Annotated in this window: 10 protein-coding genes; 6 read left to right on the top strand and 4 right to left on the bottom strand. The window is 67.3% G+C overall.

The annotated features are described in order from the left end of the window. Positions 1 to 29 precede the first annotated feature (29 nt). Positions 30 to 881 carry a pirin family protein gene (locus AC06E9_RS02185; protein ID WP_478055401.1) on the top strand — a complete coding sequence of 284 codons (852 nt, stop codon included), beginning with the start codon at positions 30 to 32 and terminating at the stop codon, positions 879 to 881. 124 nt (positions 882 to 1,005) lie between these two features. On the opposite strand, the gene AC06E9_RS02180 is transcribed toward AC06E9_RS02185, so the two are convergent. The 4 genes from AC06E9_RS02180 to AC06E9_RS02165 form a co-directional block, all read right to left on the bottom strand. Next, the gene (locus AC06E9_RS02180) at positions 1,006 to 1,467 is read right to left on the bottom strand and encodes a hypothetical protein (RefSeq protein WP_121038781.1); all 462 of its coding nucleotides are present in this window, start codon (positions 1,465 to 1,467) and stop codon (positions 1,006 to 1,008) included. 232 nt (positions 1,468 to 1,699) lie between these two features. After that, the gene (aqpZ, locus tag AC06E9_RS02175; RefSeq protein WP_478055400.1) at positions 1,700 to 2,422 is read right to left on the bottom strand and encodes an aquaporin Z; all 723 of its coding nucleotides are present in this window, start codon (positions 2,420 to 2,422) and stop codon (positions 1,700 to 1,702) included. A gap of 114 nt (positions 2,423 to 2,536) precedes the next feature. Continuing rightward, complete coding sequence (locus tag AC06E9_RS02170) at positions 2,537 to 3,400, bottom strand: pirin family protein (protein ID WP_121038776.1); 864 nt, start codon at positions 3,398 to 3,400, stop codon at positions 2,537 to 2,539. Between the two features lie 145 nt (positions 3,401 to 3,545). After that, complete coding sequence (locus AC06E9_RS02165) at positions 3,546 to 5,609, bottom strand: 3-hydroxyacyl-CoA dehydrogenase NAD-binding domain-containing protein (protein ID WP_121038773.1); 2,064 nt, start codon at positions 5,607 to 5,609, stop codon at positions 3,546 to 3,548. A 238-nt stretch (positions 5,610 to 5,847) separates the two neighbouring features. Between AC06E9_RS02165 and rpoE the strand changes: the two genes are divergently transcribed. The 5 genes from rpoE (at position 5,848) to lepB (ending at position 11,832) form a co-directional block, all read left to right on the top strand. Next, positions 5,848 to 6,468 (top strand): RNA polymerase sigma factor RpoE, encoded by a 621-nt coding sequence (gene rpoE / locus AC06E9_RS02160; protein WP_121038769.1) that lies wholly within the window; start codon positions 5,848 to 5,850, stop codon positions 6,466 to 6,468. Beyond that, complete coding sequence (locus AC06E9_RS02155) at positions 6,465 to 7,364, top strand: sigma-E factor negative regulatory protein (RefSeq protein WP_478055399.1); 900 nt, start codon at positions 6,465 to 6,467, stop codon at positions 7,362 to 7,364. The genes rpoE and AC06E9_RS02155 overlap by 4 nt, the downstream gene beginning before the upstream one ends. 81 nt (positions 7,365 to 7,445) lie before the next feature. Further along, a complete protein-coding gene (locus AC06E9_RS02150; RefSeq protein WP_121038763.1) occupies positions 7,446 to 8,978 on the top strand; it encodes a DegQ family serine endoprotease in 1,533 nt (510 codons plus the stop codon). A 168-nt stretch (positions 8,979 to 9,146) separates the two neighbouring features. Continuing rightward, the gene (gene lepA / locus AC06E9_RS02145) at positions 9,147 to 10,937 is read left to right on the top strand and encodes a translation elongation factor 4 (RefSeq protein ID WP_183073750.1); all 1,791 of its coding nucleotides are present in this window, start codon (positions 9,147 to 9,149) and stop codon (positions 10,935 to 10,937) included. A gap of 100 nt (positions 10,938 to 11,037) precedes the next feature. Further along, positions 11,038 to 11,832, top strand: a complete 795-nt coding sequence (gene lepB, locus AC06E9_RS02140) for a signal peptidase I (RefSeq protein WP_121038757.1) — start codon at positions 11,038 to 11,040, stop codon at positions 11,830 to 11,832. Positions 11,833 to 11,859 lie beyond the last annotated feature (27 nt).

The following is an 11,859-nucleotide window of genomic DNA, read 5'->3' as shown; positions in this document are numbered from 1 at the left end:
GTTGATCGATCACCGACCCTGGAGTCACCATGAGCAGCCCAACCCCGGTGCGCGTGCTGCGCACCATCCGTGGCATGGCCACCTCCGATGGCGCCGGCGTGCGCCTGACGCGGGTGATCGGTGGGCCGTCGCTGCCCGACCTGGACCCGTTCCTGCTGCTGGATGAATTCGGCACGGACCGCGCCGAGGACTACATCGCCGGCTTCCCCAGTCATCCGCACCGCGGGTTTGAAACCGTCACCTACATGCTCGACGGCCGCATGCGGCACAAGGACAACCACGGCAACGAGGGGTTGCTCACGCCGGGTAGCGTGCAATGGATGACGGCGGGCCGCGGCTTGATCCACTCGGAAATGCCCGAACAGGAATCGGGCCAGATGCGCGGCTTCCAGCTGTGGGTGAACCTGCCAGCGCGCGACAAGATGACCGACCCGAAGTACCAGGAGTTCGCACCGGACCATATTCCGGTCAACGCGCCGGCCGACGGCGTGCAGGTCAAGGTCATCGCCGGCCAGGTGGGTGACACCGTGGGGCCGATCGTGCAGCCGGCCACCGATCCGGTGTACCTGGACATCACCCTGGACGCGCGTGCGGACTGGCGCTACACGCTGCCGGAGGGCCACAACGCGTTTGCCTACGTGTTTGAAGGCGGGCTGGAGATCGGCGAGGGCGACGATGCGCGCCCGGTGGCCAGACAGGAAATGGCGGTGCTCGGCGGCGGTGAGCAGCTGACCCTGCGCGCGGGCGACACCGGTGCGCGCCTGATCCTGGTGGCCGGCCGCCCGCTGCGCGAGCCGGTCATGCGGCATGGGCCGTTCGTGATGAACACCAAGCAGGAGCTGATGCAGGCCTTCGTGGATTTCCAGGAAGGCCGCTTCTGAGGCACGTGGGCGCCGGCCGCTGGCCGGCCAGCGCATGACACCTGACGGTGCGGGAGGCGCCGGCCAGTGGCCGGCGCTCCCTTGGATGACGGGATGAGTGCGGTGCACCGTCCCGGCCTCTTCCTCAGCGCCCGGCGGCCACAGCCGAGGGCGTCAGGTTCATCCCCTGCGCCAGCGATTGCAGCGAACCCAGTTCGCTGTTGTCGCCGGCGTACAGCGCAATCTGCGCGAAACGGTTCTTGTCGAATTTCACCACCGTGATCCGGCGCGTCTCATAGCCCGGCGGTTTCTGGCCGCCCAGGTCGGGCTGGTACCAGTACAGCGTTTCACCGGCGAAGCTGCCTTTTTCCTGACGCAGCGCGCGGTTCAACGGCAGCTCGGGATTGCGCGCGCTCAGCGTCAGGCTGAGCACTTCGCGCCCATCGGCGGCGGTGGCCTTGCACAGGATGAAGTCGCGCTGGGCGAGCGCCTGCCATTGCAGGCCGCTGCTGGCGGGCAGGGACGGACATTCGCTGGTCGATTGCGCCGCAACGGCGCCGGCAGTGACCAGCAGACACACACAGACGACAGCGCGCAGGACGTTCATGGTTCCCCCAAGGTCGATGATCGCGTCCGTCGCTGACAGGCATTCCGGTGGCCGTCGACAACCCAGGCCGTGGTGGCGCATTCCCCGCGCGCGTACCGGATCACTCGCTGCCGTCAGTGTCGGACGAGTGATCGGGACCTTAACGGAATGTGACTCAGTGTACAAATAACGGTTTCAGGTGAACCTTTCTGCGCCGACGCCGGGCGGTCCGGGGGCCGCCCGGCCACACCCGTCAGCGGGGCGCGGCTCCCATCCATTTGTAGACAATGCCGCCGATCAGGCCACCCAGCAGCGGTGCCAGCCAGAACAGCCACAGCTGGCTGAGCGCGCCGCTGCCGGCGAACAGCGCCACGGCGGTGGAGCGCGCCGGATTGACCGAGGTATTGGTGACCGGAATGCTGATCAGATGGATCAACGTCAGCGCCAGGCCGATCGCGATCGGGGCGAAGCCGGCCGGCGCGTTGCCGTGGGTCGCGCCCATGATCACGATCAGGAAGAACGCGGTGAGGACCACTTCACACAGGAAGGCGGCGGCGACACTGTAGCCGCCCGGTGAAAGGGCGCCGTAGCTATTGCTCGCGAACGCGCCGGCCTGGCTGCCATCGATCTGGAAACCCGGCGCACCGGAGGCGATCTGCAGCAGAATGAAACCGGCCAGCGCGCCACCCAGCACCTGCGCCACGATGTAGGGAAGCAGGTCACGGGCAGGGAAACGGCCGCCGGCCCACAGGCCGACACTGACCGCCGGATTGAAGTGCGCGCCGGAGACATGCCCGAACGCATACGCGCCGGTCAGCACGGTCAGGCCGAAGGCCAATGCCACGCCCACAAAACCGATCCCCAGCGGATTGCCATCACCACCGAACTTGGCCGCCAGCACCGCGCTGCCACACCCGCCCAACACCAACCAGAACGTGCCCAGGAACTCGGCGGCCAGACGTTTGCCCATGCTCATCGACGTGCTCCACGTTATGCCCGGGGTGGGCAGGCGCAACGTAGCTGAATCGGGGTTCATCGGGGTGACGGCCGCGTCAACATCCGACGAACGGTTGCCCGCCGGGGGATCGGCTCAGTACGCGGGCAGCGGAATGAACTCTTTATCGTCCCCCGGAATCGTGCCGAAGCGGCCCGATTCCCAATCGTGCTTGGCCTGCTCGATCCGTTCGCTGGAGCTGGAGACGAAGTTCCACCAGAGGTGGCGTGGCCCGTCGAGCGGTTCGCCCCCCATCAGCATTGCCTTGATCGGGGTCTTGGCGCGCAGGCGGCCGCGTGCACCGGGCTCGGGAATGATCAGGTGCTGGGCGGGAATGTCCACGCCGTCGAGCTGGGCCTGGCCGTCGAGGATGTAGAGCGAACGTTCGGCGTGGCCGGTATCCAGGTCGATTTCCGCATCGGCGTCGAGATCGATGGCCACGTTGAGGGTATCGGCGAACACCTTGACCGGGGATTCTTCGCCGTATGCGCGGCCGGCGATGACGCGCAGCCAGGCACCGTTGCGGCGCTGCTGGGGCAGGGTGGCGGCGGCATGGTGATAGAACGCGGGATCGGTCTCTTCGGCACTCTTCGGCAGCGCCAGCCAGGTCTGCATGCCGTGCAGCGGATGGTCGTGTTCGCGCTCGATGGCAGGCGTGCGTTCGGAGTGGGCGATGCCGCGGCCGGCGGTCATCCAGTTGACGTCGCCGGGGCGGATGACCTGGTCCGAGCCGAGTGTGTCTCGGTGACCGATGGCGCCGGACCAGAGGAAGGTGACGGTGGCCAGGCCGATATGCGGATGCGGGCGGACGTCGATGCCGGTGCCGGGAGAGAGGACGGCCGGGCCCATCTGGTCGACGAAGACGAACGGACCGACGCTACGCGCCTGCAGAGTCGGCACGGCGCGGCGCACCTGCAGGCCACCGATGTCATGGATGCGGGGGGCGATGATGGTCGTCATGCGGGCGGTCTCGCTGGCGGGGACAGAGCGGGAGGATCGCATGCGGGGTGTGGAGGTGGGAGGCCTGTATCGGTAACAGGGTGTTCTGGTTTCACGCGCGAGCACACACAAAAAACGCCAGCGTGCGCTGGCGTTTTCGCGATCCTCAGATCACCGGTTCGCGCAGTACCGGCGACTCCCAGCCCGGGCGCGGGGCGAAGCGATCGCCATAGCGCTGCTGCAGGACCTTGAGGCGTTCGACCAGGGCATCGGCGCCGGTGGCGCGGATGTACTGGATCGGGCCGCCGCGGAACGGGGCGAAGCCGGTGCCGAAGATCACGCCGGCATCGAGCAGGTCGGCGTCGGCGACGACGCCGTCGTGCAGGCAGGCCACCGCTTCGTTGAGCAGTGGCAGGATCAGGCGGTCTTCCAGATCGGCCGGGACCTCGTCGTTGGCGGGGACGTCCGGCTTCTGGGCGCGTCCGTTCTCCCACTTGTACAGGCCCTGGCCGTCCTTCTTGCCACGCTTGCCCTGTTCCACGGTCGCCAGGGCGGCCGGTACCTGCAGGCCAAGGAAGGGCGCCAGTTCCTTGCCCACGCCGGCGGCCACATCCAGGCCAACGGTGTCGAGCAGTTCGATCGGGCCCATCGGCATGCCGAACTTCACCGCGGCCTTGTCCAGCACCGGGCCCGGCACGCCTTCGGCATACGCGGTGGCAGCTTCAAGCATGTACGGGAACAGCACGCGGTTGACCAGGAAGCCAGGGGTGCCGGCCACCGGCACCGGGAACTTGCCCAGCGCCTTGCAGAACGAGGCCAGGCGGCGCTCGGTCTCCGGCGCCATGCCGTCATGATGGATGATTTCCACCAGCGGCATCTGCGCGACCGGGTTGAAGTAATGCAGGCCGGCAAACTGCGCCGGGCGCTGGATGTGGTCGCGCAGTTCGTCCAGCGGGATCGAGGAGGTGTTGGTGGTCAGCAGCGCATCGGCCTTCATCCTCGGCTCCAGCGACTGGTACAGCTCGCGCTTGGCTTCCGGGTTTTCGATGATGGCTTCGATCACCAGATCGGCCTGGGCCACGCCCTCGCCCGCGAGATCGGCTTTCAGGCGCGCGGCCACGGCCGGGCGCTTGCTGTCGTCCTTCACCCGCTTGGCGAACAACGCCTGCGCGCGTTCCATGGCCGGGTCGATGAAGCGCTGCTCGCGATCCTGCAGGGTGACGTTGAAGCCCTTGTAGGCCGACCATGCCGCGATGTCGCCGCCCATTACGCCGGCGCCGACCACGTGCACGTGCTGGATGCCGTGGTCCTTGCCGCCCAGTGCCTTCAGGCGTTCGGTCAGGAAGAAGATACGGATCAGGTTGCGGGCGGTCGGGGTGCCGGCCAGCTTCACCACGGCGCGGCGTTCGGCATCCAGACGGGTCTGGATCGGGCTGCCACCGGTGCGTGCCCAGGTGTTGATCAGTGCGTAGGGAGCGGGGTAATGCTCCTTGCGCGCCTTGCGGGCGACCTGCTTGGCCATCTGCGGTGCGAGCAGCTTGCGCGCCAGCCAGGTGTTGGTGATCCACGCGGTCGCGCGCTGCTTGAACGGCCGGGTGGTGCCCTTCAGCGCGAGCGATACGGCGGTATCGAGCAGCACGGCCGGCGCGACGACCTTGTCGACCAGGCCGATGTTGCGCGCGGCCGAGGCCGACAGATTGCGGCCGGTCAGCATCATGTCCATCGCCGCCGGGGCGCCCACCAGCTGCGGCAGGCGCGAGCTGCCGCCCCAGCCCGGGAAGATGCCCAGCTGGGTTTCCGGCAGGCCGATGCGGGTGGAGGCATCGTTGGAGGCCACGCGGTAACGGCAGGCCAGGGCCAGCTCGGTGCCGCCGCCCAGGCAATGACCGTGGATCGCCGCGACGGTCGGGCAGGGCAGTTCGGCCAGCTTCTGGTAGGTGCTCTGGCCACGGCGGATCGCGTCATTGACGGTGCCGCGGCGGTCGAATTCCTGGAATTCCTTCAGGTCCGCCCCGGCGATGAAGCCGGCCGCCTTGATCGACTGGATCACCACCGCCTTGGGCGGGTCCATCCCGATCCGCTCGATCAGGTCGCCCAGTTCGAGCAGCACGTCCTGCGACATGGCATTGACGCTGCTGTCGTGGCGGTCGAGGCTGAGCACGACGACGCCATCGTCACGGATCTGCGGGTGCCAATGCGAGAAGCGGAGCCCATCGAAGCCTGAGAGCATGGGAACGTTCCATCCGGTTGTGTATGGAGAAGGGGGCTATGATCCAGAGGTTGTTTCCTCCCCGTCAAATCCCTATAGCTGGGGGAGAGATACCGCCGATTCATTGCCTGGATCGGAAACCTTAACGGAACGGTGGTTAAAAGCTGGTGCGGCGCGGTGTGATCGAGCGCTGAACTTTTCCCGGGATTGGCAGTCTCATTGCCCGACGTCGGTTGGGCTGACAGGAGTGCGGCCCCCCATGGCCGAGGTTGAAACACCACAGGAGCTGGACCTGGAGCTGGTCCGACGTGTGCAGCGTGGCGAGAGCGGGGCGTTCGATGTCCTGGTACGCAAGTATCAGCATCGGGTCATCGCGCTGATCGGGCGCTACATCGCGGACTGGAGTGAATGTCAGGACGTGGCCCAGGACACTTTCGTCCGCGCGTATCGCGCGATCGGCAGTTTCCGGGGCGACGCCCAGTTCTATACCTGGCTGCACAGGATCGCCGTGAACACTGCCAAGAACCATCTCGCCGCCCACAACCGCCGCCCGCCCACCGATGACATCGAGATCGGGGACGCCGAGCAGTACGACAGCGGCACCCGCCTGCGCGACACCGACACGCCCGAACGCGAGTTGATGCGCCAGGAGCTGGAACAGACGGTGATGAAGGCGGTGTCGGCGCTGCCTGAAGAGCTGCGGTCGGCCATCACCATGCGCGAGGTGGACGGCCTGAGTTACGACGAAATCGCGCAGAAGATGGGGTGCCCGATCGGCACCGTGCGGTCGCGGATCTTCCGTGCCCGCGAGGCGATCGACACTGAACTTCGGCCGCTGCTCGATGTGGGCAGCGCCACCCGCGAGAAGAGCCGCGCATGAGCCACGATATGTCCAATGATGCTTCCCGGGGCGCGTCCCCCGATAAATTCGACGCCCATTACCGGCAGCAGCTGTCCTCGTTGATCGATGGCGAGCTGTCAGCCGATGAAGCACGTTTCATGCTGCGCCGGCTGGAACACGATGAGGCCTTGTCCAGCTGCAACGAACGCTGGCAGATGCTCGGCGATGTGCTGCGCGGGCAGGCCTGCGCACCGGCGCCGGTCGATTTCGCCGAGCGGGTGCGCATTTCCGTGGCCGCTGAGCCGGCACCCGCGATGCAGGCCAATGTCGAGCGCAGCCATGACCGTCAGGAACGGCGTGGCGGCTGGCGACGCTGGGGCGGGGGGGCGGCGTTGGCCGCCTCCGTCGCGGCCGTGGCGATGTTCATGACCCGCGAGCAGCTGCCGGCCCCGGCCCCGCTGGACGCGCCGACCACCATCATCGCCAGCCAGGCCGAGCTGCCTGCTGCACCGGTGACCGAAGCCTCTGCCGCCGAACAGGCGCTCGCCGTGGCGGCGGTGCCCGCTGCTGCGGTGGCTGCCGCCAGCCGCCGCCAGGACGTGGCGACGGCACGCCGCGCCAGCGCCAGTGCCACGCGTACCCAGCAGGCCGCGCGCAGCGCCGCCGAGCGCAGTGCCGAGCCGCAGCGGGCGATCGCCAGCCAGGCGCCATTGGCCCCGGCCATGCCGGCGGCCGCCGCGCGGCAGTTCCCGTTCGGTGAGGTCGGCACGCTGCAGGCCAAGCCTTGGCCGCGCTCCAGCCTGGTCCCGGCCGCCGGCGGCGCGCTCAATGCGAGCTTCTCCACACAGGCGCCGCAGGCCGCGTTCTATCCGTTCGAGCCGCGCCTGCAGGAGTCGGCCGAGTCGGCCGAACCTGCGCGCCGGCACCGCGACTGAGCATCGTCGCGCTGACGCTCCGCTCCGGCCTGTGCGCCGGAGCGTTCCCCCTTTGTTCCCTGACCCGGAGGTTCGTGTCTGATGACCGCCCGTATCCGTACCCATGCCCTGGCGCTGATCGCCATGACGCTCCCACTGGTGGCCTGCGCGCAGTCGCCGTCGCCATCGCCGGCCACCGCTGCCGCGCCGGCGGCCGCCGCTGCACCCCGCGCGCCGGCGCCGCAGCTGGTCAGTGGCCTGCCGGACTTCACCAATCTGGTCGAACAGGTCGGGCCGGGCGTGGTCAATGTCGAGACCACCATCGTGCGCAGCAACCGCCAGGCACGCATGGCCGGGCCGTCCGACCAGGACATGCCGGAATTCTTCCGTCGCTTCTTCGGCCCGGATTTCCAGATGCCGGGGCAGGGTGCCGACGGTCCCGATGACGGCACCCCGAGCATCCGCGGCCGCGGCATGGGTTCGGGTTTCATCATCTCCGCCGACGGCTACGTGCTGACCAATCACCATGTGGTCGCTGATGCCAGCGAAGTGAAGGTCAAGCTTGGCGATCGCCGTGAGTTCACTGCCAAGGTGGTCGGCAGCGACCAGCAGTACGACGTGGCGCTGCTCAAGATCGACGGAAAGAATCTGCCGACCGTGCGCGTGGGCGACTCCAACACCCTCAAGCCGGGTCAATGGGTGGTCGCGATCGGTTCGCCGTTCGGGCTGGACCACTCCGTCACCGCCGGCGTCGTCAGCGCGGTCGGCCGCAGCACCGGCGGCCCGGACCAGCGCTATGTGCCCTTCATCCAGACCGACGTGGCGATCAACCAGGGCAACTCCGGTGGCCCGCTGCTCAACACCCGCGGTGAAGTGGTCGGCATCAACTCGCAGATCTTCTCCGCTTCCGGTGGCTATATGGGGATCAGCTTCGCGATCCCGATCGACCTTGCGATGGGTGCGGTGGAGCAGATCAAGAAGACCGGCCGGGTCAGCCGTGGCCAGCTCGGCGCGGCGGTCGGCCCGATCGATGGCCTCAAGGCCCAGGGGCTGGGCCTGCCGGACAGCCGTGGCGCGCTGGTCAACGAGGTGGTCGCGGGCAGCGCGGCGCTCAAGGCCGGTATCGAGCCGGGCGATGTGATCCGCTCGGTCAATGGCAGCCCGATCAATACCTTCAGCGATCTGCCGCCGGCCATCGGCGCGCTGCCGCCGGGCAGCAAGGTCCGCCTGAGCGTGCTGCGCGATGGCAAGGAGCGGGAGATCACCGCCACCCTGACCGAACTGGCCGAAGACGCCGAGCGTGGCGCCGCCCGTCCGACCGCGGAAGCGGCCAAGCCCGAGGCCGGCGCCAATGCCCTGCTGGGGCTGGAGGTGGCCGACTTGACCGCCCCGCAGCGCCAGCAGCTGGGCCTGTCGGCGGGCGAGGGCGTGCGCATCACCCGGGTCAACGGCCAGTCCGCGCGTGACGCCGGCCTGTCGCCGGGCCTGGTGGTGCTGCAGGTCGGCCGTACCCCGGTCGGCAGCGTGGCCGCGCTGAACAAGGCGCTGGCCGGATACAGCAAGGGTGACGTGGTCATGTTGCTGATCCGCGCCAACGGCAACAGCGCCTTCGTGGCGGTCAAGGCCGGGCAGTAAGCCCCGCCCCGCCTGCGTTTCCGGGCCCGCTTCGGCGGGCCCGGTCGTTTCTGGGGGGCCGTTGGCGACAATCGCTGCCGGGCCCACGCGGGATGGGGCCGGCCATGCGATAATCCGCAGTCATCCTGACGACGCGACGCGCCGCCGCCACCTATGTCTTCTGATTCGATGCGGTTCATCCGCAACTTCTCCATCATCGCCCACGTCGACCACGGCAAGTCCACGCTGGCCGATCGCATCATCCAGCTTTGCGGCGGCCTCCAGGCCCGTGAGATGGAGGCGCAGGTGCTCGACTCGAACCCGATCGAGCGCGAGCGTGGCATCACCATCAAGGCCCAGTCGGTCTCGCTGCCGTATGTCGCCAAAGACGGCCACACCTACCACCTGAACTTCATCGACACCCCCGGGCATGTCGACTTCTCCTATGAAGTCAGCCGCTCGCTGGCCGCCTGCGAAGGCGCGCTGCTGGTGGTCGATGCCGCCCAGGGCGTGGAAGCACAGTCCGTCGCCAACTGCTACACGGCGGTCGAGCAGGGGCTGGAAGTGGTGCCGGTGATCAACAAGATCGACCTGCCCACCGCCGACATCGACCGTGCCAAGGCCGAGATCGAGGCCGTGATCGGCATCGATGCCACCGACGCCGTGGCGGTCAGTGCCAAGACCGGACTGAACGTGGGCGACGTGCTGGAGGCGATCGTGCATCGCATCCCGCCGCCGGTGCCGCGCGATACCGACAAGCTGCAGGCGCTGATCATCGACTCGTGGTTCGATAATTACCTCGGCGTGGTCTCGCTGGTGCGCGTGATGCAGGGCCAGATCAAGGCCGGCGACAAGCTGCAGGTGATGTCCACCGGCCGCAATCACCAGGTCGACAACGTCGGCGTGTTCACCCCCAAGCGCAAGGTGCTGCCGACACTGAACGCCGGTGAGGTGGGCTGGGTGACGGCCAGCATCAAGGACGTGCACGGTGCCCCGGTCGGCGACACCCTGACCCTGGCCGCCGATCCGGCCGCCAAGCCGCTGCCGGGCTTCCAGGAAATGCAGCCGCGCGTGTTCGCCGGCCTGTTCCCGGTCGATGCCGAGGATTACCCGGACCTGCGCGAAGCGCTGGACAAGCTGCGCCTGAACGATGCCGCGCTGCGCTTCGAGCCGGAAAGCTCCGAGGCGATGGGCTTCGGCTTCCGCTGCGGGTTCCTGGGCATGCTGCACATGGAAATCGTGCAGGAGCGCCTGGAACGCGAGTACAACCTGGACCTGATCAGCACCGCGCCGACCGTGGTCTATGAAGTGCTCAAGACCGACGGCACCATCATCAACATGGACAACCCGGCCAAGCTGCCGCCGGTGAACATGGTCGATGAGATCCGCGAGCCGATCATCCGCGCCAATGTGCTCACCCCCGAGGAGTACATCGGCAACATCATCAAGCTGTGCGAAGAAAAGCGCGGCAGCCAGATCGGCATCAACTACCTGGGCAGCCAGGTGCAGATCAGCTACGAGCTGCCGATGGCCGAGGTGGTGCTGGACTTCTTTGACAAGCTGAAGTCGGTCAGCCGTGGCTATGCCTCGCTGGACTATCACTTCGTGCGTTTCGATGCCGGTCCGTTCGTCCGTGTGGACGTGCTGATCAACGGCGACAAGGTCGATGCGCTGTCGCTGATCGTGCACCGCAGCCATGCCGACCGCCGTGGCCGCGAGCTGTGCGAGAAGATGAAGGAACTGATCCCGCGCCAGCAGTTCGACGTGGCCATCCAGGCCGCCGTCGGCTCGCAGATCATCTCGCGCACCACGGTCAAGGCGATGCGCAAGAACGTGCTGGCCAAGTGCTATGGTGGCGACGTTTCGCGCAAGAAGAAGCTGCTCGAGAAACAGAAGGAAGGCAAGAAGCGCATGAAGCAGGTCGGCCGCGTGGAAATCCCGCAGGAAGCCTTCCTGGCCGTGCTGCAGATGGACAAGTAAGGCCGGATGGCTTTCCCGGCAGCGGCGGGCGGCACCGGATCGGTGTCGCCGGACGCGCAGGGGCACACCACACCGCTGCAATCGTTCCCAAGGACACTGCATGAAATTGTTTGAGCTCCTCCTGGTCGTACTGACGTTGGCCTCGGGCCTGATCCTGCTGGCCGAAAAGCTGTACTTCGCCAAGCGCCGCGCCCAGCGCGCCGGCCTGCTGGACACCGAGCCGGTGATGGTCGACTACGCGCGGGCGTTCTTCCCGGTGCTGGCGATCGTGCTGGTGGTGCGCAGCTTCATCGCCGAGCCGTACAAGATTCCGTCCAGCTCGATGATGCCCAACCTGCTGATCGGCGATTTCATCCTGGTCAACAAGTTCTCTTACGGCCTGCGCCTGCCACTGAACAACGCCAAGGTGATCCCGTTCGGCGAGCCCAAGCGCGGCGACGTGGTGGTGTTCCATTTCCCGGGCCACTCGGACAACGATCCGGCCAAGGGTGAGAACTTCATCAAGCGCGTGATCGGCGTGCCGGGCGACGAGATCGAGTTCCAGGGCAACGGCCTGATCCTCAACGGCGAGCCGGTCAAATACGACAACAAGGGTCTGTACGCAGGCCACAACGGCCAGGGCGAGGGCAGCTCGCTGCTGGTCGAGCACCTGCCGGGCCGCACGCATACCGTGCTGGAGACCGACTACGCCCGAGGCGAAGGGCAGTGGACCGTCCCGGCCGGCAAGTACCTGGTCATGGGCGACAATCGCGACAACAGCGACGACGGCCGTTTCTGGGGCCTGCTGCCGGAGGAGAATCTCCGTGGCAAGGCGTTCCTGATCTGGCTGAACTGCTCGGGCTGGTTCTGCAAGGACGGCTTCGAACCGTCGCGGATCGGCACGGCCATCCATTGATTCATGGCACACGCGTATCTGGGGAGA

The sequence above is a fragment of the Stenotrophomonas sp. Steno-Z10-BAI genome (genome assembly GCF_056393115.1).
Note: the sequence above shows the minus strand (reverse complement) of the source record. Positions and strands in the feature narration are given on the sequence as shown.

Bases quoted from the DNA above. Each gene is read 5' to 3' on its own strand.
- AC06E9_RS02185 (WP_478055401.1), top strand. From the start codon at position 30: ATGAGCAGCCCAACCCCGGTGCGCGTGCTGCGCACCATCCGTGGCATG.
- AC06E9_RS02180 (WP_121038781.1), bottom strand. From the start codon at position 1,467: ATGAACGTCCTGCGCGCTGTCGTCTGTGTGTGTCTGCTGGTCACTGCC.
- aqpZ (WP_478055400.1), bottom strand. From the start codon at position 2,422: ATGAGCATGGGCAAACGTCTGGCCGCCGAGTTCCTGGGCACGTTCTGG.
- AC06E9_RS02170 (WP_121038776.1), bottom strand. From the start codon at position 3,400: ATGACGACCATCATCGCCCCCCGCATCCATGACATCGGTGGCCTGCAG.
- AC06E9_RS02165 (WP_121038773.1), bottom strand. From the start codon at position 5,609: ATGCTCTCAGGCTTCGATGGGCTCCGCTTCTCGCATTGGCACCCGCAG.
- rpoE (WP_121038769.1), top strand. From the start codon at position 5,848: ATGGCCGAGGTTGAAACACCACAGGAGCTGGACCTGGAGCTGGTCCGA.
- AC06E9_RS02155 (WP_478055399.1), top strand. From the start codon at position 6,465: ATGAGCCACGATATGTCCAATGATGCTTCCCGGGGCGCGTCCCCCGAT.
- AC06E9_RS02150 (WP_121038763.1), top strand. From the start codon at position 7,446: ATGACCGCCCGTATCCGTACCCATGCCCTGGCGCTGATCGCCATGACG.
- lepA (WP_183073750.1), top strand. From the start codon at position 9,147: ATGCGGTTCATCCGCAACTTCTCCATCATCGCCCACGTCGACCACGGC.
- lepB (WP_121038757.1), top strand. From the start codon at position 11,038: ATGAAATTGTTTGAGCTCCTCCTGGTCGTACTGACGTTGGCCTCGGGC.